The following is a 25586-nucleotide window of genomic DNA, read 5'->3' as shown; positions in this document are numbered from 1 at the left end:
TAATGTCCCATATTTCCCGGCGCATGCGTCGACTTCATTTGTGACCTGTGCGCTCTTGCAAGCTCTTTGCAGGTGGCGCCTATCATCAATGCCGTGCATGTACCCGACGGATTCATCAACGCCCCCATATCGGCCGCAGCAGGAGTCGTCGCCGCGGGCGCCGTCGCCGTCAGCCTCCGCGGCGCCCGGCGCGAGCTGGACGAGCGGACGGCTCCGCTCGCCGGTCTCGTCGCGGCCTTCATCTTCGCCGTGCAGATGCTGAACTTCCCGGTCGCCGCCGGGACCAGCGGACATCTGCTCGGCGGCGCGCTCGCCGCCATCCTGGTCGGGCCGTACACAGGTGTGCTCTGCATAGCGGTCGTCCTGCTGATGCAGGGCATCCTCTTCGCGGACGGCGGCCTGACCGCGCTCGGCGTGAACATCACCGTCATGGGTGTCGTCACGGTCGTCGTCGCGTACGCGCTCTTCCGCGGCCTCGTGCTCGTCCTGCCGCGCACCCGTCGCTCGGTGACCGCCTCCGCGTTCGTCGCCGCGCTCGTCTCCGTGCCCGCCGCGGCCGCCGCGTTCACCCTGGTCTACGCGGTCGGCGGCACCACCGACGTACCGATCGGCAAGGTGCTCACCGCGATGGTCGGCGTGCACACCCTCATCGGCATCGGCGAGGCCGTCATCACCATGCTGACCGTCGGCGCGGTCGTCGCCGTCCGTCCGGACCTCGTCCACGGCGCCCGGGGCCTGACGGCCCCGCTCAAGCTGCGCGTGAACGGTGAACTGGTCGACGCGGCCCCGGTGGCGGCGGCGCCCGCCGCGGCCGGCTCCCCGAAGAAGGTGTGGATCGGCGGCCTCGTCGCCGCCCTCGTCCTGGCCGGCTTCGTCTCCTTCTACGCCTCCGCGAACCCCGACGGCCTGGAGAAGGTCGCCGCCGACAAGGGCATCGACAAGAACGTCGAGGAACACGCGGCGGCCGGCTCCCCGCTCGCGGACTACGGCGTCGAGGGTGTGGAGACCGCCCGGCTGTCCGGCGGTCTGGCGGGCGTGATCGGCGTGGGTGCGACGCTCGCCGTGGGCACGGGCGCCTTCTGGGCCGTACGCCGCCGCAAGGCCGCCTCCACAGGCGCTCAGGTCTGACATGGCGCGGGATGGGGGCACCGCCCGTGCCGAAGGCCACGGGGGAGCCCACAAGCTCTACCGGCGGGGTGACTCGCCGGTCCACGCGCTGCCCCCGCACACCAAGCTCGCCGCCGTCCTCGGCTTCGTCGTGGTCGTGGTCTCCACGCCCCGCGAGGCGGTCTGGGCCTTCGCCCTCTACGCCGTCCTGCTCGCCGGCGTGGCGGCGACGGCCCGCGTCCCGGCCGGGTTCCTGCTGCGGCGGCTGCTGATCGAGATCCCGTTCGTGGCCTTCGCGTTCCTGATGCCCTTCGTCGTCCCCGGCGAGCAGACGACCGTCCTCGGCGTCTCGCTCTCCGTCCCCGGCCTCTGGGGCGCGTGGAACGTCCTCGCCAAGGGCACCCTCGGCGTCGCCGCCTCCGTGCTGCTCGCCTCCACCACCGAGCTGCGCGCGCTGATCCTGGGCCTCCAGCGGCTGAAGCTCCCGCCCCTCCTCGTCCAGATCGCCTCCTTCATGATCCGGTACGGCGACGTGATCACCGACGAGATGCGCAGGATGTCCATCGCCCGCCGCTCCCGCGGCTTCGAGGCGAAGGGGATCCGCCACTGGGGCGTCCTCGCCACATCCGCCGGCGCGCTCTTCATCCGCTCCTACGAGCGGGGCGAGCGCGTCCATCTCGCGATGGTCAGCCGGGGCTACACGGGCTCGATGCCGGTCATCGACGAGGCGACCGCCACCCGCGCCCAGTGGCTCCGGGCCGGCTCCCTGCCGCTCACCGCCCTCCTGATCTGCCTCCTCGGATGGACGACGTCATGACCGCTCCGACGGCTCCGGCCGCTCCGACCCCCGCCTTCGTCCCCTCCCTGGACGTGCGCGGTCTCGCGTACGCCTACCCCGACGGCCACCAGGCCCTCTTCGGCGTCGACCTGACCGTCGAGCGCGGCGAGCGGGTCGCCCTGCTCGGCCCCAACGGCGCCGGCAAGACCACGCTCGTCCTCCACCTCAACGGCATCCTCACCGCCGGCGCCGGCACGGTCTCCGTCGCCGGACTGCCCGTCGAGAAGCGGAATCTGGCCGAGATCCGGCGCCGGGTCGGCATCGTCTTCCAGGACCCGGACGACCAGCTGTTCATGCCGACCGTCCGCGAGGACGTCGCCTTCGGCCCGGCATCGGCCGGGCTGCGCGGGCCGGAGCTTGAGGCCGTGGTGGAGAAGGCCCTCGCTCGCGTCGGCATGGCGGAGTACACGGACCGGCCGCCGCACCACCTGTCGTTCGGGCAGCGACGGCGCGTGGCCGTGGCGACCGTCCTCGCGATGGAGCCGGAGATCCTCGTCCTCGACGAGCCCTCCTCCAACCTCGACCCCGCCTCGCGCCGGGAGCTCGCGGACGTCCTGCGCTCCCTGGACGTCACCGTCCTGATGGTCACCCACGACCTGCCGTACGCCCTGGAGCTCTGCCCCCGCTCGGTGATCCTGAGCGAGGGCGTGATCACCGGGGACGGGCCCACGGCGGACATCCTCGCCGACGAGGAGCTGATGGCCCGCAACCGCCTGGAACTGCCGTACGGCTTCGTCCCCCGCCCGGTCGTCTGACCCCCGGAATCGGGCGCCCCGGGTCGACGTTGCACCATGGGGTCGCGACGCATCCGTACGAGCGAGTACGAGCGAGAAGGAGTGGGGCACGTGGACGTCCGGGGCACGGTGGCGGCGGGATTCGAGCCGGTCAGGGACGCGTTCCTGCGCAACTTCGAGCACCGGGGCGAGCGGGGCGCGGCGGTCGCCGTCTACCGCGACGGAGTGAAGGTCGTCGACCTGTGGGCCGGGACCCGGGACGCTCACGGCGGGGAAGGTGCCGGGCAGACCCCGTGGGCCCTGGACACCGCGCAGGTCGTCCGCTCGGCCACCAAGGGCGTCGCGGCCGCCGTGCCGCTGCTGCTGCACCAGCGCGGGCAGCTGGACCTGGACGCCCCGGTCGGCACGTACTGGCCGGAGTTCAAGGCGGCGGGCAAGGACCGGGTGACCGTACGGCAGATGCTCGCGCACCGGGCCGGGGTGCCGGTCCTCGACCGGCCGCTGACCCTCGCGGAGGCCGTCGACCTGGAGGCGGCGACCGCGGCGATCGCCGCGCAGGCACCCGTCTGGGAGCCGGGCACCGCGCACGGCTACCACGCCCACACCTTCAGCTGGCTGCTCGGCGGCCTGGTGCAGCGGGTCACCGGCCGCACCATCGGCCGCTGGGTCGCCGAGGAGATCGCCCGCCCGCTCGGCCTCGACCTCTGGATCGGCCTGCCGCCCGAGGAGGCCCACCGGGCCGGCCGCCTCGGCCCGGTCGAGGAGATCGAGCCGCCCGGCGGCGGGGCTCTGAAGCTGCGCCCCAAGCGCTCGGTGACGGAGGCCTACCGCGACCCCGACTCGCTCACGCGGCGCGCGTTCGGGGCGATCGAACCCAAGCCCGACGAGAACGACCCGCTGTACCGGGCGGCCGAACTGCCCGGCTCGGCCGGCGTCTCCACCGCCCGCGCGCTGGCCCGCTTCTACGCCGCCACCCTCGGCCCGGTCGACGGCGGCGCCCGCCTCTTCGCCCCGGCGACCCTGACCCTCGCCCGCACCGAGGAGTCCGCGGGGCCCGACCGCGTCCTGATCGTCGGCACCCGCTTCGGCCTGGGCCACATGCTCCACGGCCCGGCCTCCCCGCTCCTCGGTCCCACCTCCTTCGGCCACCCCGGCCGCGGCGGCTCCCTGGGCTTCGCCGACCCCGAGTCGGGCATCGCCCTCGGCTACGTGACGAACGGCATGCGCAAGACGGTGACGGCGGACCCGCGTGCGCAGGCGCTGGTGCGGGCCGTGCGGTGGAGCATCGGAAGCATCGAGGGCTGAGCCCGGGTCGACGCGGCGGCAACCGCACGTCGGATGTCGGTGCGCCGTGACATCGTGGACACATGACCATCGAGGTGCGTCCGGCTTCGGTCTTCGAGGATGTCCGTGCCGTGCTGGGCCCGAAGTCACCGGACGCCAACGTCTGCTGGTGCCTGAGCTACCGGATTCCGTCCGCGCTCAACAACGAGCTCCGCGGGCCGGCGCGCGGCGAGTACGTCGCCGAGCTGTGCCGTCGTGGGCCCCCGCCCGGGGTGATCGCCTACGACGGCGACGAGCCGGTGGGCTGGGCCGCCGTGGCGCCGCGCGCGGACACCTCCTTCGCGCGCAGCCGGAAGATCCCGCACGTCGACGACCTGCCGGTCTGGTCGCTGTGGTGCGTCCGGGTGCGCCCGGGCCACCGGAAGCAGGGCATCTCGCACGCCCTCATCGCCGGCGCGGCCGAGTTCGCCCGGGCCCAGGGCGCACCGGCGGTGGAGGCGTACCCCCTGGACAACGGGGAGGCGCAGGTCGACCTGACGATGGCCTACGCCGGGCTCCGGAAGAACTTCGAACGGGCCGGCTTCGTCCACGCCGCCGACACCACGTCGGTGCTGGCCGGCCATCCCCGGATCCTGATGCGGCTCGACCTGCGAGGGACGCGGTAGGACGCTCCGGGGCCCGGCCGGGCGCTCACCGCTTCCTGAAGTGCTCGATCAGGCGGGAGTAGCTGTCATCGGCATGGCCGTTCTCCAGGGCCTTGTTCACGAGGCCGAGGGTGTAGCCGGGGAAGTCGACGTCGATGTTCCGCGCCTCGCTCTCGCGGACCAGGTCCTCGACCGAGGGCCGGTGGTGCTGGAGCGCTCCGTACTGCGACGCGTACTCACCACGGTCGACCTCGTCCGCCATCATCGGGAAGGAGCCCAGGAGCGCGGCGACGGACGGGCCGGCGTCGTCCAGGAACCGCTTCACCTCGATGCCCTCGCTGGACAGCAGGGCGGCCGCGTGCAGGAACCCGTTGAGCGCGCCCCACATGGTGCCGTGCACGGCCATCCCGTACAGGGCCGGCACGCCGGCGTCGGCCGAGACCAGGGTCGCCCGTCCACCGATGAGCCGGAGCGCCGGCTGAAAGCGGTGGAACACGGCGTCGGAACCGCCGTAGAAGACCACCGTCTCCGCTCCCCCGATGCCCGGAGCGATCGTCATGATCTGCCCGTGGAGATACTGCGCGCCCTGGTCCCCGACCCACTCGGCCACGGCCCTGGACTCCGCGGACGTCCCATCCGTGAGGTTGAGCACGGAGCGGCCGGACAGCGCGTCGCCCGACGATTCCAGCAGCGCGCGGGCCGTCGCGTTGCCCTTCACACTGACGACCACGAGGGGACTGGCGGCAACGGCGTCACGAACGGTCGCGGCCCGCTCGGCCCCCCTGGCGACCAGTGGGTCGGCCCTCTCCGCCGTACGGTTCCACACGGTGGTCGGATGCCCGCCCTCCAGGAAGGCGCCGGCAAGTGCGAAGCCCATCTCACCCAGACCGATCACGGTCACGGCCGGCTGGGCGTCGTTTCGTTCTGAGGCAGTGGTCATCGACGTCGCTCTCTCCTCGGTTGAATACTGCGCGAAACGCTAGAAGCTGAACCGAAGTTGAGGTCAAGGGTTCAAGGGGTTGGCGCGGACCGTGGGGTGGGTGCTGTGATCGAGGGCATGGACAGATTCGAGGGGTACACGGCGTTGGTCACGGGCGCGGCGCGCGGTATCGGGGCCGCCAGTGCGCGCAGGCTGGCGGCGGAGGGCGCGCGGGTGCTGGTCGCCGATGTGGACGAGGAGACCGCGAGGGAGACCGCCGACGCGCTGCCCGGGGCCCGGGCCGTACGGTGCGATGTCGGGGATCCGGCGTCGGTGGAGGCGGCCGTCGCGTACGCGGCGGAGACGTTCGGCGGGCTCGACGTGCTCGTCAACAACGCCTTCGCCCGCGATCTGCCGGACGAGGACGCCTTCGAGGACGAGCGCGAGGACGGCTGGCGCACGCAGCTCGACGTCACGCTGATGGGCGCCGTCCGCTGTGCCCGCGCCGCGCTGCCCCTGCTCGCGGCAGGCGGGCGCGGGGCGATCGTCAACATCGGGTCCGTCAACGCCGAGGCGTACTTCGGCGGTCACGCCTACAGCGCCGCCAAGGCCGGCCTCGCCTCCCTCACCCGGACCCTCGCGGGCTCCGCCGCCCCGCGCGGGGTGCGGGTCAACCAGGTCACCCCCGGCACGATCGCCACCCGCGCCTGGGCGACCCGGCAGGAGCAACTGGCCGCGCTCGCCGACCGCGTCTACCCGCTGCGCCGGGTCGGCACCCCGGAGGACGTGGCCGCCGCGGTCGCCTTCCTCGCCTCCGCGGACGCGGCCTGGATCACCGGCACGACGATCAGGGTGGACGGCGGGCTGCTCGCCGTGAACACCCACTTCAACGAGGTGCTGGGGGAGTGGGAGTGAGTCCGGTCAACTCGTGTGCAGCATCAGGCCGATGCCCACCACCATCAGCCCGGCCGCGGCCACCCTCGGCCCCCCGAAACGCTCCTTGAAGAAGAGCGCCCCGATCGCCGCGCCCACGATGATCGAGGACTCCCGCAGGGCCGCGATGGGAGCCAGCGCCGCCCTCGTCTGGGCCCACAGGACCAAGGCGTAGGCGGCGACCGACAGGGCGGCCCCGATCAGCCCCCGGACGGCGTGCGGGCGGAGCTGGGCGAGGAGGGCGGACCGGCGGGTCCAGAGGGCGTACGCCGGGATGGCCAGGCCCTCCAGGACCATCAGCCAGGCGATGTAGCCGAGCGGCGTGCCCGAGGCGCGGACGCCGACGCCGTCGACGACGGTGTACCCGGCGATGGCCAGACCCGTCGCACCGGCCGCGAGCAGCGCCGGCCAGTCGGGGCGGCGGCCGGAGCCGCGGATCCCCCACAGCGCCAGGCCCGTGAGCCCCGCGCAGGCGAAGGCGACCCCGGTGAGCTGCCATCCGTCGGGGATCTCGTCGACGAAGACCGCCGCGAGCACGGTCACCGCCAGCGGGGCCGTACCGCGCGCGATCGGATACATCTGCCCGAAGTCCCCGAGCGTGAACGAGCGCATGAGCAGCGCGTAGTAGCCGATGTGCAGTACCGCCGAAGCGATCAGATACGGCCACGCGCCGGCCGCCGGCAGGGGTGTGAAGAGGGCGAGCGCCCCTCCGATCAGCGCCCCGCCACCGGAGATGAGCGTGAAGGAGAGCAGCTGGTCGCGGATCGTGTGGGCGATGGCGTTCCAACTGGCGTGCGTCACGGCGGCGAACAGCACCGCCGTCGCGACCAGCGGCGTCACCGCGTGCGCTCGCGGACGTCCACCAGCGTGCCGCCCGCGTGGGCGATCACCTGCTTCGGGTCGAGGGCGAACACCGTGTGCGGGGTACCGGCCGCCGCCCACACCACCTCGTGGTCGAGCAGCCCCCGGTCGGCCAGGACCCGGGTCGGGGTGCGGTGCCCGAAGGGCGGGACGCCGCCGATCGCGTACCCCGTGGTCTCCCGTACGACCCTCGCGTCGGCCCGCGTCACGGCCTCGGCGCCGAGCTCCTGCCGTACCCGCTCCACGTCGACCCGCGAGGAGCCGTCCATCAGGACCAGGACCGGCACCCCGTCCGCCGCGAAGATCAGGGACTTGACGATCTCGGAGACCTCGCAGCCGATGGCCTCGGCGGCCTGGGCGGCGGTGCGGGTCTCGTCGGGGAAGCGGCGGATCTCGACGTCGAGGCCCAGCTCGCGCAGGGCCTGGGCGAAGAGGGGGTGGGCGTGGGATTCACTCATGCCCCCGCACGCTAGCCGTACGTGTACGGGGCACGCGAGTCGTTAACCCGCCCCGTCGACCTCCCCCGTCAACCCGCCTTCAGCACGCTCGCCACGACCGGGCCCGCGGAGTCCCCGCCGTGCCCGCCCTCCTGCACGACGGCGGCTGCGGCGAGGTCGTCGGAGTAGCCGGCGAACCAGCTGTTGGAGGTCGCCTGACCGCCGACCTCCGCCGAGCCCGTCTTCGCGCCCTTGTCGTTCCCGCCGACCGACGCCATCGCCTTCGCGCCGGTGCCGTTGGTCGCCGTGGCCCGCATCATGGCGCGCAGCTGGCGGCCCACCGAGTTCGGCAGCGAGCGCGCGGCCTCGGCGAACGTCCGGCCGTCCAGCTCCTTGGAGACGAGGAACGGCTGCTTGAACGTTCCGTACTTCGCGGTGGCGGTGATCGAGGCGATGTTGAGCACGTTCATCTGCACCGTGCCCTGCCCGATGTACTGCGCCGCCGCCTCGCCGCCCGTCTCCTCGGGAATCGAGCCGTCGAAGGACGTGATGCCCGTCTTCCAGTCGAGGCCGATCCCGAAGACGTTCCGGGCCTCCTTGCCGAGCGCGGAGTCGTCACGCACGTCGTCGATCAGCTTGATGAAGGCGGTGTTGCAGGACTTGGCGAAGCTCCGGGAGAAGGGGACGTTCCCGAGCTCGAAGCCTTTGAGGTTGTGGAAGGTCCGCCCGTAGTACATGGCGTTCTTCGGGCACTCGGTGACCTGGTCGGCCTTGACGAGCCCCTTCTCCAGGAGCAGCGCCGCGGTGACGATCTTCAGCGTCGAGCCGGGGGCCTGCTTTCCCTCGAAGGCCGTGTTGAAGCCGGCCGCCGGGTTGTTCGCGACCGCCCGCACCTCGCCCGTGGACGGCTTGATCGCCACGACCGACGCCCCGGGGTGCTGCTTCACGGCCCGCTCGGCCGCCGCCTGGACGTTCGCGTCGATGGTCGTCTGCAGGCGCCCCGGCTTGCCCTGCACATGGGTCACGAGGGTGCTGTCGGCGACGCCCTCGGTGCCGGACTCGACGAAGGTCTCGATACCCGGCTCGCCGCCGGTCTTCGTCCCGTACTTCTCGCGCAGCTGGTCCAGGACCGGCCCGAGCGAGGGGAACCTCTCCTTCGTCAGCTCGACGCCCTTGCGGTCGACGGCCTTGACGGCGCCCGCCTTCGCCTCGCCGGTGCGCAGGGTCCCGTCCTTCGTGAGCTTCGGGTGGATGACGGCCGGCTTCCAGTCGACCAGCGGCCGCCCGGTGGTCAGCCCGCGCACCACGGTCAGTTCCGAGGAGTACGTCCAGGGCTTCGACTGCCCCTCGTACGTCACGGTGGCGCTCACCGTGAACGGCACCGTCGCGCCGACCGCCTTGCCCGGGGTGATCTCGGCCCGGGAGACCTTCGCCCCTTCGCGGTAGTTGAGCACGGCGTGCCCGGCCTCGACGGGGTTGTTCGTCAGCTGGGCGGCCCGATCGGACTCCCCCGCGGCCCAGGCCGCCAGAAACTCCTTGGCGGCGCTCTCGACCTCGTCCCCGGTGACGGGCCCGGACCGCTTCTCCTCGGCCCCGGCGGACCGAGTACCGACGCCCGAGCCTCCGTTGATCCCCTGCCAGAGGTTGTAGCCCCCGTACCCGACGCCACTGGCGACGACGACGAAGACTCCCCCGACTATCGCGACCTTCACTCCACTGCGCATCTCCGTGGTCCCCTCCCCAGAAGCCCCACAAGTTCACACAGTCAACCAGTGTCACACGGACGTGTCGAGCGACCAGCTAGACCCAGGTGTCGAGCCACATCCGGTTGCGCCACTGGTCCATCGGGATCGCCGTGCCCGTGTAGATCGGCCAGAAGTAGATGAAGTTCCAGACGATGAGGAGCACGAGGACCCCCGCCCCCACCGCCCCGAACGTCCGCCGTCTCTCCGAGGAGCTGGCGGGGCCGATGATCGCGCCGAGCAGCATCGTCACCGCGAGACACAGGAACGGCACGAACACCACCGCGTAGAAAAGGAAGATGGTGCGCTCCTGGTACAGCAGCCACGGCAGCCAGCCCGCCGCGATGCCGCACGCGATCGCGCCCGCCCGCCAGTCCCGGCGGAAGAACCAGCGCCACAGGATGTACAGGATCGCGACACAGGCCGCCCACCACAGCAGCGGCGTGCCCAAGGCCAGGACCTCCTGGGCGCACTTCTCCGTCGCGTTCGACGGGCAGCCCGCCGTGCCCGGGGCCGGGGACTCGTAGAAGTACGAGACGGGGCGGCCCAGGACGAGCCAGCTCCACGGGTTCGACTCGTACGTGTGCGGCGAGTTCAGGCCCACGTGGAACTTGTAGACCTCCGTCTCGTAGTGCCACAGGCTCCGCAGCCAGTCCGGCAGGAAGGACCAGGTCCCGCCGCCGTTCACCTTGTCCTGCTCGGCCGCCCAGCCGCGGAAGTAGCCCTTGTCCGTGACGATCCAGCCCGTCCACGTGACCAGGTACGTGACGATCGCGACCGGCACCACCGAGACGAAGGCCGGCACCAGGTCGCGCCGCAGCACCGCGGCGTACGGACGGACCGCGCCGGCCGTGCGCCGGCCGCCCACGTCCCACAGCACCGCCATCAGACCGAACGCGGCCATGACGTACAGGCCGTTCCACTTGGTCGCCGCCGCGAGCCCCAGCGTCACCCCGGCCGCGAGCCGCCACGGACGCCAGCCGAGCCGCAGGGTCTCCGCGATGTCCGCGTCCGGCCGCAGGACCCCCTCCTCGTCCACCGGAAGCGCGCCGGCCAGCCGCCCGCGCGCCCAGTCCCGGTCGATGACCAGGCAGCCGAAGGCTGCGAGCACGAAGAACATCAGCACCTGGTCGAGCAGCGCCGTGCGGCTCATCACGAAGTGCAGGCCGTCGACCGTGAGCAGCAGCCCCGCCAGGCACCCCAGGAACGTGGAGCGGAACAGCCGACGCCCGATCCGGCAGAGCATCAGCACCGACAGCGTGCCGAGCAGCGCCACCATGAACCGCCAGCCGAACGGCGAGAAGTCGATGATCTTCTCGCCCAGGCCGATGACCCACTTGCCCATCGGCGGATGGACCACATAGCCCGGATCGGTCGGGACCACGACCGTGTCGGGGGCCGTGAGGATCGTCTTGTCGATGTCCTTCGGCCACGCCCCCTCGTAGCCCTGGTTGATCAGCGCCCAGGAGTCCTTGGCGTAGTACGTCTCGTCGAATATCACCGCGTGCGGCTTGCCCAGGTTCCAGAACCGCAGCAGGCCCGCCAGCAGCGCCACGGCCAGCGGTCCGCCCCACGCGGCGAGCCGCACGATCCGGTCCGCCGCCCCGGGCGTGGCCCCCAGAAGCGACCAGAGGCGCTCCGAGGGCCGTGTGTACGGCGGTACGAGACGTTCGCGCAGCCCGGGCCCCGCGGCCTTCCCTGCGGGCGGCGCGTAGCCGAAGCGCCGCAGACGCTGCTGCCACGACGGGGGCTCTTCCACGGCGTGCTGACCCTGCAGGGCCTCGGGTGCGGTACTGGTCACCGCGCCATCGTAGGGAACGCGCCTGTGCGAGTCGCCTGTCCGGGCTGCGAGGATGACCCATGTGACAGGAACGCTGGTACTTGCAGGGACCCCCATCGGGGAGATCGCGGACGCCCCGCCGCGGCTCGCGGCCGAGCTGGAGACCGCCGACATCGTCGCGGCGGAGGACACCCGGCGGCTGCGCGGCCTGACCCGCGCGCTCGGCGTGCACACCACCGGCCGGGTCGTCTCCTACTTCGAGGGCAACGAGTCCGCCCGTACGCCCGAGCTGGTCGAGGCGCTCGTCGGCGGCGCGCGGGTGCTGCTGGTCACCGACGCGGGCATGCCGTCCGTCTCCGACCCCGGCTACCGGCTCGTCGCCGCCGCCGTCGAACAGGACATTAAGGTCACCGCCGTCCCCGGCCCCTCCGCCGTGCTGACCGCGCTCGCCCTGTCCGGGCTGCCCGTGGACCGCTTCTGCTTCGAGGGCTTCCTGCCCAGGAAGGCGGGCGAGCGGCTCGGGCGGCTGCGGGAGGTGGCCGGGGAGCGAAGGACCCTCGTCTACTTCGAGGCCCCGCACCGCCTCGACGACACCCTCGCCGCGATGGCCGAGGTCTTCGGCGCCGACCGCCGGGCCGCCGTCTGCCGCGAGCTCACCAAGACGTACGAGGAGGTCAAGCGCGGCGGCCTCGGCGAACTGGCCGCCTGGGCCGCCGAGGGCGTACGGGGCGAGATCACCGTCGTCGTCGAGGGCGCCCCGGAGGCCGGACCGGCCGAGCTGGACGCCGAGGAGCTGGTGCGCCGGGTGCGGATCCGCGAGGAGGCGGGGGAGCGGCGCAAGGAGGCCATCGCGGCGGTCGCCGCCGAGGCGGGCCTGCCCAAGCGCGAGGTGTTCGACGCCGTCGTCGCGGCGAAGAACGCGGCCGCGCAGGGGCATGTGGCGGCGCCGGCGCAGGGGCCCACGAACGGGTAAAGGTTTATGGTGAAAGGCAAAGCGGAACCCGCGTGGCAGGCCTTCTGAGGGCCTCAGAGCAAGGGAAGGCCCAAGGGCATCCCATTGTTCCACCGGCGCTGATGCGCTCCGGCCGGAAAAGGCGTCCACTGGTTCGGTGGAGAGGAGCTGGCATGAGTGAGATCACCGGCACCGGAGTACCCGTCGCCCACGAGGCGTACGCCTTCGCCTGCATGAGGTGCGGATACGGCTGGGAGCAGGCGTACGACATCGAGCACCACATCGGACCGGCCGGCCAGGAATTCATCATCTACAAGGCCGGCGGCGAGCGGGTGCCCTCGCCGTTGTCCAGCCCGACCTGCCTGAACTGCGGGGGCCATGTCGTCCGCATCATGCGCGCGGGCCAGGTCTCGTCGGCCGTGAGCTCCTGGGAGGCGGCCTACCACCCCCGCGAGACCAGGGAGGGCAGGCCGTTCGCTCCGGCCGGGCCCATCGGCCCCGCAGGACCGATCGGACAGGACCTGGAGCGCAACCAGGGGGTCGAGCGGGCCGAGACCGCGAGGAAACACGCCCCCAAGACAGGCGGCCCGCAAGGGGACGCCCCCGGTCCGGTACACGTGACGGAGGAGCCCCGCCGCAGGCGCTTCTCCGGCCTGTTCCATCGCAAGCCGCCGACCACCTAGCCGCCGACCCCTAGACGCCGACCACCTCACCGCCGACACCGACCCCACAGGCCGCCGCGAGGGGACCCGCGGCCCCTCGTACGATCGGGGCCATGAGTTCCAAGGACGCCCCGCCGCCGCTGCCCGAGCCCCTCATGGTGCCCGTGGCGGACTCGCACACCCACCTGGACATGCAGGCCGGCTCCGTCGAGGAGGTCCTGACGAAGGCCGCCGCCGTCGGCGTCACCACCGTCGTCCAGGTGGGCTGCGACCTGAAGGGTTCCCAGTGGGCCGCCGAGACCGCGGCCCAGTACGACAACGTCCACGCGGCCGTCGCCCTGCACCCGAACGAGGCCCCCCGGATCGTCCACGGCGATCCGGACGGCTGGTCACGCCAGGGCGCCCGCGAGGCCGGCGGGGACGCGGCCCTCGACGAGGCGCTCGCCGAGATCGACCGGCTGGCCGCCCTGCCATACGTCCGCGCCGTCGGCGAGACCGGCCTGGACTACTTCCGTACCGGCCCCGAGGGCATGGCAGCGCAGGAGCGCTCCTTCCGCGCCCACATCGAGATCGCCAAGCGGCACGGCAAGGCCCTCGTGATCCACGACCGGGACGCGCACGCCGACGTCCTGCGCGTCCTGGAGGAGGAGGGCGCGCCGGAGCGGACCGTGTTCCACTGCTACTCCGGCGACGCCGAGATGGCCGCGATCTGCGCCGCGAACGGCTACTACATGTCCTTCGCCGGCAACATGACCTTCAAGAACGCGCAGCCGCTGCGCGACGCCCTCGCCGTCGCCCCGCTGGAGCTCGTCCTGGTCGAGACGGACGCCCCCTTCCTCACCCCGGCGCCGTACCGGGGGCGCCCCAACGCGCCCTACCTGATCCCGGTCACCGTCCGCGCGATGGCGGCCGTGCGCGGGATCACGGAGGAGCAGCTCTGCGAGGCGATCGCCGAGAACACCGCCCGCGCCTTCGATTACTGATCCATCACCGATCCATAACGGTTACGCGGAGTAGTCGGGTCGCTTTGGAGAGTGACCGTGGCTCCGCTAGGGTCCCGGCCTCGTGAGCACCTCGCAGGGAAGTCACCGCGCCGCACGCGGCGGGCGCCGGTCGGACGTCTCCGTCCATGAGCAGCCGACCCAGGCGGCCCCCCTCGTCGTCCCCGGCCAGGGCACCCGCGCCGAGGCCCGGCGGGCAGCCCGCCGCCGCAAGGCGGGCCCCGGCCCGGCCGAGGGGCTGAGGCGCATCGTCCCGCAGGCGCTCGTGGTGGCCTTCCTCGCCGGCGGCACCAGCGCCTTCGTCGCCAACGACAAGGCGATCCGGCTCTCCGTCGACGGGGTGCCCCGCACCCTGCACACCTTCGCCGACGACGTCGACGAACTCCTCGCCGACGAGGGCCTCGCCGTCGGCGCCCACGACATCGTCGCCCCCGCCCCCGGCGCCGACCTGGTCAGCGGCGACGAGGTCGTCGTCCGCTACGGCCGGCCCGTCGCCCTCACCCTCGACGGGCAGCGCCGCCAGGTGTGGACCACCGCCCGCACCGTCGACGGCGCCCTGCGCCAGCTCGGGGTCCGGGCGGAGGGGGCGTACCTCTCGGTCTCCCGCTCCGCCCCCATCTCCCGCCGGGGCCTCACCCTCGACGTCCGCACCGAACGGACCGTCACCCTCCTCGCCGACGGCCGCGAACGGACCCTGCGCACCAACGCGGCCACCGTCCGCGAGGCCGTCGAGGAGGCCGGGATCACCCTCTCCGGCCAGGACACCACCTCCGTACCGCCGAGCTCCTTCCCGCGCGACGGCCAGACGATCACCGTCATGCGGATCACCGGTACCAAGGAGATCCGCGAGGAGCCGATCCCGTACGCCGTCGAGCGGACCCGCGACCCCGAGCTCTTCGCGGGCACGGAGCTCGTCGAACGGCAGGGGGCGCAGGGCGTGCGGCGGGTCACCTACGCCCTGCGGACCGTCAACGGCGTCCGGCAGAAGCCGAGGAAGATCGGCGAGGAGATCGTGCGGGAGCCCGTCACCCGGAAGGTGAAGGTCGGCACCCGGCCGCTGCCCTCCTCGGTGGCCGGCGCGGACGGGCTGAACTGGGGCGCGCTCGCCGCCTGCGAGTCCGGCGGCCGGCCGGGCGCGGTCGACCCCTCGGGGACGTACGGCGGGCTCTACCAGTTCGACCCCGGCACCTGGCGCTCGCTCGGCGGCAGCGGAGTCGCCCAGAACGCGCCCGCCGCGGAGCAGACGTACCGGGCGAAGAAGCTCTACGTGCAGCGGGGAGCCAGCCCCTGGCCCCACTGCGGCCGAAGGCTGTACCGGTGAGCCTTCACGACCTCGCCCACGACAGGGAGCGGGCTCGCGGCGTCTAGGCTGTACCGGTGAGCACCACCACCGGCCCCGAAGGCCCCGACGCCCTCCTCGGCCCCGCCGACATCCGTGAGCTGGCCGCCGCCCTCGGCGTGCGCCCCACGAAGCAGAAGGGCCAGAACTTCGTCATCGACGCCAACACCGTGCGACGGATCGTCCGCACGGCGGAGGTACGCCCCGACGACGTGGTCGTGGAGGTGGGCCCCGGGCTCGGCTCGCTGACCCTGGCGCTCCTGGAGGCGGCGGACCGGGTGACGGCCGTCGAGATCGACGACGTCCTGGCCGCCGCGCTGCCGGCGACGATCGAGGCCCGCCTGCCGGGGAGGAAGGACCGTTTCGCGCTGGTCCACTCCGACGCCATGCACGTCCAGGAGCTGCCGGGCCCGCCGCCGACCGCGCTGGTCGCGAACCTTCCGTACAACGTGGCCGTGCCCGTCCTGCTGCACATGCTCGAGCGCTTCCCGACGATCGAGCGGACGCTGGTCATGGTTCAGGCCGAGGTCGCGGACCGGCTCGCGGCCCGGCCCGGGAACAAGGTCTACGGCGTGCCGTCGGTCAAGGCGAACTGGTACGCCGAGGTGAAGCGGGCCGGCTCGATCGGCCGCAACGTCTTCTGGCCCGCGCCGAACGTCGACTCGGGTCTCGTCTCGCTCGTCCGCCGCACGGAGCCGCTGGCGACCACCGCCTCCAGGACGGAGGTCTTCGCGGTCGTCGACGCGGCGTTCGCGCAGCGCCGCAAGACCCTGCGCGCCGCGCTCGCCGGCTGGGCGGGCTCGCCCGCGGCGGCGGAGGAGGCGCTGGTGAAGGCCGGGATCTCGCCGCAGGCGCGCGGCGAGGCGCTGACGGTGGAGGAGTTCGCGCGGATCGCGGAGGCCAAGGCGTGAGCGGTACGGCTCCGGGCACGGAGCAGGGCGCGGGCAGCAGCACGGTCGGCGGCGGAACCCCCGGTGCCGGGCATGGCGGCCTCGACGGCGGCGACGCGGGCGCCACGGTCCGCGCGGCCACGAGCGCGAACTCCGCCGCCGAGCGGAGCGTCACCGTACGTGTGCCCGCGAAGGTCAACGTCCAGCTGGCGGTCGGCGGGGCGCGCCCCGACGGCTTCCACGACCTGGCCAACGTCTTCCTCGCCGTGTCCCTGTACGACGAGGTCACGGCGACGCCCGCGGCGGAGCTGACGATCACGTGCGAGGGCCCGGACGCGGACAAGGTCCCGCTGGACCGGACGAACCTCGCCGCGCGCGCGGCGGAGCTGCTCGCCGCCCGGCACGGCATCTCCCCTGACGTGCACCTCCACATCGCCAAGGACATCCCGGTCGCCGGCGGCATGGCGGGCGGCAGCGCGGACGGCGCGGGCGCGCTGCTCGCGTGCGACGCGCTGTGGGGTCTGAACTCCTCGCGCGCGGACCTGCTGGAGATCTGCGCCGAGCTCGGCAGCGACGTGCCGTTCAGCCTGGTCGGCGGGGCGGCGCTCGGCGTCGGCCGCGGCGAGAGACTGACGGAGCTTCCGGTGGGCGGCACGTTCCACTGGGTGTTCGCGGTCGCCGACGGCGGACTGTCGACCCCGGCGGTGTACGGCGAGTTCGACCGGCTCACCGAGGGCGTGGCCGTCCCCGAACCGGCCGCCTCCCCGGAGCTCCTGGAGGCCCTGCGCACCGGCGACGCGACCGCCCTGGCCGGCGCGCTGGCCAACGACCTCCAGCCGGCCGCGGTCTCCCTGCGCCCGTCCCTGACGGAGACGCTGGACGCCGGCCTCGCGGCCGGCGCCCTGTCGGCGCTGGTGTCGGGCTCGGGCCCGACGACGGCGTTCCTGGTCAAGGACGCGGAGTCGGCGGAGTCGGTGGCGGCCGCGCTGACCGCCTCCGGCACCTGCCGGACGGCCCGCGCGGCCACGTCCCCGGCGCCGGGCGCGACGGTCCTCGGCTAGGGCGTGTTTCGAAACACGCCCTAGCCCTTCTTCGCCTTGCCGAGTCGGGCCAGGAGCAGGTTCGGGTCCTTCACGGGGGCGAAGTAGGACGCGCTCGGGACGTACACCTTCCGGTCGCGCACCGCCACGGAGGTCGGGTTGGACAGCCCGTCCCGCGCGGTCAGGACGATCTTGTGGGTGCCGTCGGGACGGACGAGGGCGACTTCGTGGTTCTCGATCAGGGCGGCGAGGACGGTGTCGCCGTGCCCGGTGAAGGCGAAGTCGTCGATCCCGTCGAGCCCGGTCGCCCGGACCTCGATCGGGCCGGCGCTCTCGTCGTGGCGGACCGGGATGCGCAGCAGCGTCTGCCGGTCGCTGTTGGACACCCACACGGCGTCCTTGTGCACCTTGATGCCGTTGGCGCCGACGCCGAAGCCGGCGGGCGGGGCGATGGGCTGGAGCGCGGTTCCGGTCGCCCAGGCCGTCGGCGTGCCGCCTTCCTGCGGGACGCGCCACACGGTGCCGAGCACCGAGTCGGCGACGTAGAGCGCGCCGCACTTCTCGTCGAGGGCGATGCCGTTGGGGAACCCGTTGGGCGGCAGCTCGGCGATCTGGACGGGTGCGCTGCCGTCCGGCTTGATGCGCCAGACGCCGGTCTCGCGCGTACCGGTGGCGTAGACGACGTAGAGCGTGCCGTCGTGGGCGCGCGCGATGCCCAGGGCGGCGGCCGCGCCGATGACGGGCGTGTTCGGGTTCGCCACGGGCGGCAGGGTCGCGACGGTTCGCCGGTTGCCGTGCTTGTCGACGTTGACCACCTGCCGGGCGAAGGACATGGTCAGGTACGCGGAGCCGTCGGGTCCGAGGGCGATGTTCTCCGGCGTCTGCCCGAGGGCGAAGTCGAAGCGGGCGACGATACGCGGGTCGGACACCGTCGGCTCTCCCCCGGCCACCGGCCGGGGGGACGTCCCTCTCGCTTCGCTCGCCGCTGTGGGGACCGAGGCGAGCAGAGTGAGGGCGACGGTGGCCGTGGCGACAGCGGCCAGGCGGGGGAGTCGGGGCATGGGCCTCTCCTTGGGCGATGGGCACGAGGCGCCGGGTGCCCGGCACCAGAGGGAATATGACGATGCGTCAGTCCTGGTGGAGGGAGGCATGTCCGCGAGGTCGCCCGCGTGGCCGAGCCCTTGGGGCCACTTGGCACCGCGCCGCCGGCACCGCGCCGCCGGCACCGCGCCGCCGGCACCGCGCCGCCGGCACCGCGCCGGGAGGCGCGGGTACTCAGATGCCGGTTGAGTACCGGAGCCCTGACGAAGGAGCGGAGGCGCGCGGGACCGTACCCGCATGGGAATCAGCGGAGTCAGCGGGACCAGCGCGCGGGAGCTCGCCGCCGCCACGCCCGCGACGCGGGACCGGTACGTCGACCTGCTGCGGGTCGCCTCGCTCGGTGTCGTCGTCCTCGGCCACTGGCTGATGGCAGCGGTGACCACCGACGGATCGGTGGGCAATCTGCTCGCCGTCGTGCCGGGGCTCCAGGTGGTGACCTGGGCGCTCCAGGTCATGCCGGTGTTCTTCTTCGTCGGCGGCTTCTCGCACGCCCTGGCCCACCGTTCCCGTCCCCGGTACGCCGCCTTCCTGCGCGCCCGGCTCCAGCGGCTGCTGCGGCCGACGATGGTCTTCGTCGCGGTGTGGGGGGCCGTCGCGCTGGTGGTGCAGCTCCTCGGCGCCGACGAGGGGCTCGCCGGGGTCGCGCTGCGGCTCGTCACCCAGCCGCTGTGGTTCATCGGCGTCTACCTCGCCATGGTGGCTCTCACCCCGCCGCTGCTGAGGCTCCACGAGCGGTGGGGCTGGGGCGCCTTCGCCGCGCTCGCGGGCGGGGCGGTCGCCGTGGACGTCCTGCGGTTCGCGTTCGGCGTGCCCTTCGTCGCGTTCCTGAACTTCGCCTTCGTCTGGCTCGCGGTCCACCAGCTCGGTTTCCTCAGGGCCGACGGGATGATCCGCCTGCCCGGCGCCCTCGCCGCGGGCGGCCTGCTCGGCGCCGGGCTCCTCGTCGCCCTCGGGCCGTACCCGCTCTCCATGGTCGGGATGCCCGGTGAGAAGGTCTCCAACATGGCCCCGCCGACCCTGGCCCTCCTCTGCCACGGCCTCTGGCTGGTCGGCGCGGTGGAGCTGCTGCGGGGGCCGGGGGCCCGGTTCGCCGCCCGGGCGGGCGTCTGGCACAAGGTCGTCGTCGCGAACGGGATCGCGATGACCGCCTTCCTGTGGCACCTGACCGCGATGCTCGGCGTGTACGGCACGCTCCTGGCGTTCGACGTACGGCTCCCCGAGCCCGCGAGCGCCGCCTGGTGGGCCCAGGTGCCGCTCCGTATCGCCGCCGGGGCCGTCCTCACCGCCCTGCTCGCCGCCGCCTTCCGCCGCTTCGAACAGCCCGCCGCACCCGCGCCCGGGGCCTCCACCGTGGGCGCGGGCGGCCCACTCGCCGCCCTGGGCATCACCCTGGCCCTCTTCGGTGTCCTGGGCCTGTCCATGGTCGGCTTCGGCGGGCTCCTGGAGGGCCGCTCGGCGACGCTGATCGCGGTCGAGGTCACCGCCCCGGCCGCCGTGGCGATGGCCCTCGCGGGCTGGCTGTTCGTGGAACGAGCGGGGCGTGGACGGGCGACCTGACTCCGCGTCGGGCGGGAGGGCGAGCGCCGGGGCCGTCCGACGTCTCCGCCTCGCCAACCCCTACGCTGGTCCCTTCGGCGTGATGAGTCGGTGCGGTACGACGGAGCGGAGCGTGACAAGTGGCGGGGGCGAACGGCGCAGAGCTGGTCGGTGCGGTCCTGGGCGGGCGCTACCGCGTGACCGCGACGATCGGGCGCGGTGGCATGGGTGTCGTCGCCCGGGCGGTGGACCAGGTGCTCCATCGCGAGGTCGCCGTCAAGGTCCTGCGGGCCTTCACCGACGCGTCCGCCGCCGAACTGGCCGATCTGCGCTCCCGGATGGAGCGGGAGGCGCAGGCCGCCGCCCGCGTCCGGCACAGTGGCGTGGTCACCGTGCACGACGTGGTCGAGGAGCGGGGGCTGCCCGTCATCGTCATGGAGCTGGTCGACGGGCCGTCCCTCGACGACCTGGTGACGCAGCGCGGACCGCTGGACCCGCGCGAGGTGGCCTCGATCGGCGCCAAGCTGATGGACGCGCTCGCGGCGGCGCACCGAGCCGGGGTCCTGCACCGGGACGTCAAGCCCGGCAACGTGCTCCTCGACCGCTCGGGCCGGGTCGTGCTCACGGACTTCGGCATCGCCGCGATGGAGACCACCGACGGCGACGCCATGGCCAAGCTGACCCAGAGCGGTCAGATCGTCGGCTCCCTCGACTATCTGCCGCCGGAGCGCGCGCAGGGCCAGGAACCGGGGCCCGCCTCCGACATCTGGTCGCTCGGCATGACGCTGTACGCGGCCGTGGAGGGCACGGCGGCCTTCCGCCGTACGTCGGCGTGGTCCACGCTGTCGGCGATCGTCACCGAGCCGCTGCCCGAACCCCGCCGTGCCGGAGCCCTCGCCCCCGTGCTGCGGGCGCTCATGGCCAAGGACCCGCATCAGCGCCCCGACGCCGCCCAGGCGCGCGAGATGCTGGAGGCGGTCGCCGCGGGCGGGACGGTGAACCCGGCGCCGGGTTCCGTACAGACGCCCATGCCTGGTCCCGTACACACTCCGGCTCCCGCGCCTGCCCCGGGTCCTGCGGCCCCGCCCGGTGTCTTCGGTCCTCCCGTGGCGCCGTTCCCGCAGCCCGCCCCCCAGCCGGCCGGCCGGCACGGCGTACCCACCGGCCCCGGCAGCCGCGCCGACACCCCTACCTCGGCCGTCCGCGCACGTCGCCGAGGCACCCGTGCCGTCGTCGCGGCGGCGGTCGCCACCGTCCTCGTCGGTGGCGGGGTCGCCTACGGGCTGATGAACACGGAGAGCGACCCCGGCGGCACCTCGCCGGCGGCGGCTCCCACGGCGAGCGCGCCGGCCGGCGGCGAGGTGTCCGGCACGGGCGGCCCCACCGACGGCCCGACCGCCCCGGGGGACCTGACGTCCATGGCTCCCGACGGGACGCCGGCCGCCACCCCGACGCAGCGGAAGGAGCCCGGCGAGCCGACCCCCACGAAGACGCCCGCCGACGACGACAAGCCGGCCGCCACACCCTCGGCCCCGCCGGTGACCACGCCCAGCACCACGGTGAAGGAGCCCACCCCGGTCTCGACGGCCTGCACCGGCTGGGCCCACTCGAACCGCAGCGACGGCTACGGATACCTGGCCCAGAACTCCCACCTCTACACCGGGCCGTACGCGGACTGCTCCTATGTGACCGCGGTCAAGTCCGGCGTGAAGGTCTACTACCACTGCTACGCCACCAACGCCTACGGCAACAAGTGGATCTACGCCCGCATCCAGGGCACGGAGACCGAGGGCTGGGTGTACAGCGACAAGACCACCCGGGAGAGCGGCACCCTCGCCCGCTGCTGAGGGTCCTTACGGATCTTGCCGGGGGTCCCCGCACCGCCGCGGCCGTCTACCCTTGGACGTCGATCCATCCCCCGGTACAGGAGTCAAAGTGGCCGTCAACCTGGTCAATGTCGAGGCTGTCAGCAAGGTGTACGGCACCCGTGCCCTGCTCGACGGCGTCTCGCTCGGCGTCTCCGAGGGCGACCGGATCGGCGTCGTGGGCCGCAACGGCGACGGCAAGACCACCCTCATCCGGATGCTCGCCAAGCTGGAGGAGGCCGACACCGGCCGCGTCACGCACAGTGGCGGCCTGCGCCTCGGCGTCCTCACGCAGCACGACTCGCTCGACCCGAAGGCGACCGTCCGGCACGAGGTCATCGGCGTCATGGCCGACCACGAGTGGGCCGGTAGCGCCAAGATCCGCGATGTGCTCACCGGGCTCTTCGGCGGGCTCGACCTGCCCGGCTTCGAGCACGGCCTCGACACCGTCATCGGCCCGCTCTCCGGTGGCGAGCGACGCCGGATCGCGCTCGCCAAGCTCCTCATCGAGGACCAGGACCTGATCGTCCTCGACGAGCCCACCAACCACCTCGACGTCGAGGGCATCGCCTGGCTCGCCCAGCACCTCCAGGAGCGCCGCTCGGCGCTCGTCTGCGTCACCCACGACCGCTGGTTCCTCGACCAGGTCTGCACCCGCATGTGGGACGTGCAGCGCGGAGACGTGCACGAGTACGAGGGCGGCTACTCCGACTACGTCTTCGCCCGCGCCGAGCGCGAGCGCATCGCCGCGACGGAGGAGACCAAGCGGCAGAACCTGATGCGCAAGGAGCTCGCCTGGCTGCGGCGCGGCGCCCCCGCCCGTACCTCCAAGCCCCGCTACCGCATCGAGGCCGCCAACGAGCTGATCGCCGACGTGCCGCCGCCGCGCGACACCTCCGAGCTGATGAAGTTCGCCAACGCGCGCCTCGGCAGGACGGTCTTCGACCTCGAGGACGTCACCGTCACCGCCGGCCCCAAGACGCTGCTGCAGCACCTCACCTGGCAGCTCGGGCCGGGCGACCGCATCGGCCTGGTCGGCGTCAACGGCGCCGGCAAGACCTCCCTGCTGCGGGCCCTCGCCGACGCGGCGGTCTCGCACGGCGACATCCAGCCCGCCGCCGGGAAGATCGTCGTCGGCAAGACCGTACGGCTCGCCTATCTGTCCCAGGACGTCACCGAGCTGCCCCCGACGCTGCGGGTCCTGGAGGCCGTCCAGCAGATCCGCGACCGGGTCGACCTCGGCAAGGGCCGGGAGATGACCGCCGGTCAGCTCTGCGAGCAGTTCGGCTTCTCCAAGGAGAAGCAGTGGACCCCGGTCGGCGACCTCTCCGGTGGCGAGCGGCGCCGGCTCCAGCTGCTGCGTCTCCTGATGGACGAGCCGAACGTCCTCTTCCTCGACGAGCCCACCAACGACCTGGACATCGAGACCCTGACCCAGCTGGAGGACCTCCTCGACGGCTGGCCGGGCTCCATGGTCGTCATCTCCCACGACCGGTTCTTCATCGAGCGCACCACGGACCGGACGTTCGCGCTGCTCGGCGACCGGACGCTGCGGATGCTGCCGCGCGGTATCGAGGAGTACCTGGAGCGGCGGCGGAAGATGATCGAGGCGTCGGTCCCGGCCCCGGCCGCGACGCAGGCCGCCCAGCAGAAGCCCGGTGTCTCCGCCGCGGACGCGCGCGCCGCCAAGAAGGAGCTGCAGAAGGTCGAGCGGCAACTCGACAAGGTGTCCGACAAGGAGGCCAAGCTGCACGCACAAATCGCCGAAAACGCCACAGACTTCGAGAAGGTCGCGAAGCTGGACGCCGAGCTGCGGGAACTGGCCGGGGAGCGCGAGGAGTTGGAGATGCGCTGGCTGGAACTGGCCGAGGACGCGTAGAGAAGCCGTGCGTAACGCGTAACGACGACATCACGGGCCGGTCCTCCCTTGGGAACAAGGGGCGGACCGGTCGCTTTTGCGCCATCCCCTGAGTGGTAGAAAGAAAACCCGCTCACTTCAAGGGGGAACGCGCTGATGACCCAGCCGCCCAGCAACCAGCCGCCGGGCTTCGGCGCACCCGGCCAGGATCCGAACCAGGGCGGCTCCATGCCGCCCATGCCGCCGGCCCCGCCGCAGGCTCCGCAGACACCGCCGCCCGCCGCGCCCGGCCCGTACGACCAGCAGCCGCAGCCCGGTTACGGCTATCCCCAGCAGGCCCCGCAGCCCGGTTACGGCTACCCGCAGCAGCAGCAGCAGCCGCCGCAGCAGCCGGGGCCGTACGGAGAGCAGCCGCAGCAGCCCGGCCCGTACGCCGCGCAGCCGGGCCCCTACGGCCAGCCGCAGCAGCCCGGCCCGTACGGCCAACAGCCCGGTCCCTACGGCGGTTACCCCGGCCAGCCCCCGTACCCCGGCGCTCCCACACCCCCCGGAGGCGGCAACCCCTTCAAGGGCAAGCCGGGCGTCATCGTCGCCGCGGCCGTGGCCGCGCTCCTCGTCATCGGCGGCGGCACCTGGTTCGCCCTCAGCGGTGGCGACGAGAAGGAACCGGTCGCGAAGCCGACCACGAGCAGCGGCGCCCCGAAGCCCACCGAGTCGGTGGACCAGGGCGACGGCAGCGGCGACGGGCGCAACGGCGAGGACGACCTCAACGCCGGCCGCAAGCCCGGCGAGGCGAAGATCAACTGGCTCCTGAAGAACAACGTCGACCTGCCCCGCAACGGCGCCGACGTGTTCGGCCCGTGGATCGTCGGCGACATCGTCGTCAAGGGCATGTACAAGAGCCTCGACGGCTACAGCCTCAGCGACGGCTCCGCGAAGTGGCACCTGGACCTGCCCTTCGAGCTGTGCGCGACCGCGCCCGAGCCCGCCCCCGACGGCAGCCTCGTCATCGGGGTCAACGACAGCGCGGGCGACCGCGCCAAGTGCACCGAGCTGCAGAAGGTCGACCTCAAGACCGGCAAGGTCGGCTGGAAGAAGTCCGTTCCCAAGGGCACCGGCTTCAGCTCGCTGTCCGACACCACCCTCGCCATCAGCGGCACCACGGTGACCGCGGCCGGCACCGGCAGCTCGTACGGCTACTCCCTCGCCGACGGGCGCGACCTCTTCACCGGGCCGACCAGCGGCTGCAAGCCGTACGCCTTCGCGGGCGGGTCGAAGCTGATCGCCGCGGCCAGCTGCCCCACCAGCGACTACAAGAAGAAGCAGGAGCAGATCAGCGAGGTCGACCCGAACACCGGAAAGCCCCGGTGGACCTTCAAGCTCCAGCCCAACTGGGAAGTCGACAAGATCTACTCGGTGAACCCGCTGGTCGTCTCCGCCCAGCAGCGTGACGAGAAGAAGTGGACCGTCTTCGCCGTCACGGCGGACGGCAAGCTCCGCTCCCAGATCGAGGGCGGCACCGACAAGTACGCGCCCAAGTGCGGCGGCAGCTTCGTCGTCTTCGGCCGCAACCTCCAGGGCTGCACCGGCGTCGCCGCCGACGCCAACACCTTCTACATGGCCACCGAGGCCGCCTACGGCACCGCCAACGCGGTCGTCGCCTTCGATCTGAACACCGGCAAGTCCAAGTGGCGCGCCTCCGCGTCCGCCGAGCGGACCATGACCCCGCTGCGCATGGAGGGTGCGGACGTCCTGCTCTACGTGGACGCCTCGTACGACACCGGCGGCGCGGTCGCCACGCTCGCCCCGACCGGCGGCGCGCCGAAGATCCTGCTCCAGCACCCGGCGTCGACGGCCCGGATCGAGAACACCTTCTACGACGCGGGCTACGCCTACGGCAACGGCACGTTCGTCGTCTCCAGCGGACGGGTGAGCGCCTCGAACGACAAGGAAGAGAAGGAAGCCAAGACGATGATGGCTTTCGGCAAGTGACGGCCGCCGGAATCCGATGACGACACCACAACAGCCGGGCCCGCCCCCGCCGGTACACGGCCCGTACGGAC

22 protein-coding genes are annotated in these 25586 nt (G+C 72.8%); 16 read left to right on the top strand and 6 right to left on the bottom strand.

The annotated features are described in order from the left end of the window. Nucleotides 1-93 precede the first annotated feature (93 nt). From ACFYV5_RS27695 to ACFYV5_RS27675, 5 genes are all read left to right on the top strand, one after another. Nucleotides 94-1128: an energy-coupling factor ABC transporter permease gene (locus ACFYV5_RS27695; protein ID WP_389172834.1), complete on the top strand. Its 1035-nt coding sequence runs from the start codon at nucleotides 94-96 to the stop codon at nucleotides 1126-1128. Nucleotide 1129: 1 nt separating this feature from the next. Beyond that, nucleotides 1130-1924 (top strand): cobalt ECF transporter T component CbiQ, encoded by a 795-nt coding sequence (gene cbiQ / locus ACFYV5_RS27690; protein ID WP_389172832.1) that lies wholly within the window; start codon nucleotides 1130-1132, stop codon nucleotides 1922-1924. Then, nucleotides 1921-2700 (top strand): energy-coupling factor ABC transporter ATP-binding protein, encoded by a 780-nt coding sequence (locus ACFYV5_RS27685; RefSeq protein WP_389172830.1) that lies wholly within the window; start codon nucleotides 1921-1923, stop codon nucleotides 2698-2700. Before cbiQ ends, ACFYV5_RS27685 begins: the two co-directional genes overlap by 4 nt. Nucleotides 2701-2736: 36 nt before the next feature. Continuing rightward, nucleotides 2737-3984 carry a serine hydrolase domain-containing protein gene (locus tag ACFYV5_RS27680; RefSeq protein WP_389172828.1) on the top strand — a complete coding sequence of 416 codons (1248 nt, stop codon included), beginning with the start codon at nucleotides 2737-2739 and terminating at the stop codon, nucleotides 3982-3984. A 62-nt stretch (nucleotides 3985-4046) separates the two neighbouring features. Beyond that, on the top strand, nucleotides 4047-4628 hold the full coding sequence (locus ACFYV5_RS27675; protein ID WP_355113470.1) for a GNAT family N-acetyltransferase: 582 nt from the start codon (nucleotides 4047-4049) through the stop codon (nucleotides 4626-4628). Between the two features lie 25 nt (nucleotides 4629-4653). Here ACFYV5_RS27675 and ACFYV5_RS27670 read toward each other — a convergent pair whose 3' ends face one another. Further along, the gene (locus ACFYV5_RS27670; RefSeq protein ID WP_389172825.1) at nucleotides 4654-5547 is read right to left on the bottom strand and encodes an NAD(P)-dependent oxidoreductase; all 894 of its coding nucleotides are present in this window, start codon (nucleotides 5545-5547) and stop codon (nucleotides 4654-4656) included. A gap of 117 nt (nucleotides 5548-5664) precedes the next feature. Here ACFYV5_RS27670 and ACFYV5_RS27665 point away from each other — a divergent pair, with 117 nt between their 5' ends. Continuing rightward, entirely contained in the window at nucleotides 5665-6441 is a 777-nt protein-coding gene (locus ACFYV5_RS27665) for an SDR family NAD(P)-dependent oxidoreductase (RefSeq protein WP_389172823.1), read from the top strand. A gap of 6 nt (nucleotides 6442-6447) precedes the next feature. Here the strand turns inward: ACFYV5_RS27665 and ACFYV5_RS27660 are convergent, their stop codons facing one another. The 4 genes from ACFYV5_RS27660 to ACFYV5_RS27645 all read right to left on the bottom strand — a co-directional run bounded on the left by ACFYV5_RS27660 (nucleotide 6448) and on the right by ACFYV5_RS27645 (nucleotide 11300). Then, nucleotides 6448-7299: an EamA family transporter gene (locus tag ACFYV5_RS27660; RefSeq protein ID WP_389172821.1), complete on the bottom strand. Its 852-nt coding sequence runs from the start codon at nucleotides 7297-7299 to the stop codon at nucleotides 6448-6450. Beyond that, nucleotides 7296-7778, bottom strand: a complete 483-nt coding sequence (locus ACFYV5_RS27655) for a YbaK/EbsC family protein (RefSeq protein ID WP_355113461.1) — start codon at nucleotides 7776-7778, stop codon at nucleotides 7296-7298. Before ACFYV5_RS27655 ends, ACFYV5_RS27660 begins: the two co-directional genes overlap by 4 nt. A gap of 68 nt (nucleotides 7779-7846) precedes the next feature. After that, entirely contained in the window at nucleotides 7847-9481 is a 1635-nt protein-coding gene (locus ACFYV5_RS27650) for a penicillin-binding transpeptidase domain-containing protein (protein ID WP_389172818.1), read from the bottom strand. A 76-nt stretch (nucleotides 9482-9557) separates the two neighbouring features. Further along, a complete protein-coding gene (locus ACFYV5_RS27645; RefSeq protein ID WP_389172816.1) occupies nucleotides 9558-11300 on the bottom strand; it encodes a dolichyl-phosphate-mannose--protein mannosyltransferase in 1743 nt (580 codons plus the stop codon). A 52-nt stretch (nucleotides 11301-11352) separates the two neighbouring features. Between ACFYV5_RS27645 and rsmI the strand changes: the two genes are divergently transcribed. From rsmI to ACFYV5_RS27615, 6 genes are all read left to right on the top strand, one after another. Next, on the top strand, nucleotides 11353-12252 hold the full coding sequence (rsmI, locus tag ACFYV5_RS27640; protein ID WP_355113453.1) for a 16S rRNA (cytidine(1402)-2'-O)-methyltransferase: 900 nt from the start codon (nucleotides 11353-11355) through the stop codon (nucleotides 12250-12252). Between the two features lie 152 nt (nucleotides 12253-12404). Continuing rightward, nucleotides 12405-12914: a hypothetical protein gene (locus tag ACFYV5_RS27635; protein ID WP_389172814.1), complete on the top strand. Its 510-nt coding sequence runs from the start codon at nucleotides 12405-12407 to the stop codon at nucleotides 12912-12914. A gap of 92 nt (nucleotides 12915-13006) precedes the next feature. After that, a complete protein-coding gene (locus ACFYV5_RS27630) occupies nucleotides 13007-13876 on the top strand; it encodes a TatD family hydrolase (RefSeq protein WP_389172812.1) in 870 nt (289 codons plus the stop codon). 82 nt (nucleotides 13877-13958) lie between these two features. Further along, nucleotides 13959-15215 (top strand): ubiquitin-like domain-containing protein, encoded by a 1257-nt coding sequence (locus ACFYV5_RS27625; RefSeq protein WP_389172810.1) that lies wholly within the window; start codon nucleotides 13959-13961, stop codon nucleotides 15213-15215. A gap of 56 nt (nucleotides 15216-15271) precedes the next feature. After that, nucleotides 15272-16144, top strand: coding sequence for a 16S rRNA (adenine(1518)-N(6)/adenine(1519)-N(6))-dimethyltransferase RsmA (gene rsmA / locus ACFYV5_RS27620; RefSeq protein WP_355113445.1), 873 nt, complete (start codon nucleotides 15272-15274; stop codon nucleotides 16142-16144). Further along, nucleotides 16141-17184 carry a 4-(cytidine 5'-diphospho)-2-C-methyl-D-erythritol kinase gene (locus tag ACFYV5_RS27615; protein ID WP_389172807.1) on the top strand — a complete coding sequence of 348 codons (1044 nt, stop codon included), beginning with the start codon at nucleotides 16141-16143 and terminating at the stop codon, nucleotides 17182-17184. Before rsmA ends, ACFYV5_RS27615 begins: the two co-directional genes overlap by 4 nt. 20 nt (nucleotides 17185-17204) lie before the next feature. On the opposite strand, the gene ACFYV5_RS27610 is transcribed toward ACFYV5_RS27615, so the two are convergent. Further along, nucleotides 17205-18224: a hypothetical protein gene (locus ACFYV5_RS27610; protein WP_389172805.1), complete on the bottom strand. Its 1020-nt coding sequence runs from the start codon at nucleotides 18222-18224 to the stop codon at nucleotides 17205-17207. 277 nt (nucleotides 18225-18501) lie between these two features. Between ACFYV5_RS27610 and ACFYV5_RS27605 the strand changes: the two genes are divergently transcribed. The 4 genes from ACFYV5_RS27605 to ACFYV5_RS27590 all read left to right on the top strand — a co-directional run bounded on the left by ACFYV5_RS27605 (nucleotide 18502) and on the right by ACFYV5_RS27590 (nucleotide 25515). After that, the gene (locus ACFYV5_RS27605) at nucleotides 18502-19821 is read left to right on the top strand and encodes an acyltransferase (RefSeq protein WP_389172803.1); all 1320 of its coding nucleotides are present in this window, start codon (nucleotides 18502-18504) and stop codon (nucleotides 19819-19821) included. Nucleotides 19822-19940: 119 nt separating this feature from the next. Further along, nucleotides 19941-21647: a protein kinase gene (locus ACFYV5_RS27600; protein ID WP_389172801.1), complete on the top strand. Its 1707-nt coding sequence runs from the start codon at nucleotides 19941-19943 to the stop codon at nucleotides 21645-21647. Nucleotides 21648-21735: 88 nt separating this feature from the next. After that, nucleotides 21736-23544: an ABC-F family ATP-binding cassette domain-containing protein gene (locus ACFYV5_RS27595; RefSeq protein ID WP_389172799.1), complete on the top strand. Its 1809-nt coding sequence runs from the start codon at nucleotides 21736-21738 to the stop codon at nucleotides 23542-23544. A 135-nt stretch (nucleotides 23545-23679) separates the two neighbouring features. Continuing rightward, on the top strand, nucleotides 23680-25515 hold the full coding sequence (locus ACFYV5_RS27590; RefSeq protein WP_389172797.1) for a PQQ-binding-like beta-propeller repeat protein: 1836 nt from the start codon (nucleotides 23680-23682) through the stop codon (nucleotides 25513-25515). Nucleotides 25516-25586 lie beyond the last annotated feature (71 nt).

The organism is Streptomyces sp. NPDC003035, from assembly GCF_042888285.1.
Lineage (GTDB): Bacteria > Actinomycetota > Actinomycetes > Streptomycetales > Streptomycetaceae > Streptomyces.
Note: the sequence above shows the minus strand (reverse complement) of the source record. Positions and strands in the feature narration are given on the sequence as shown.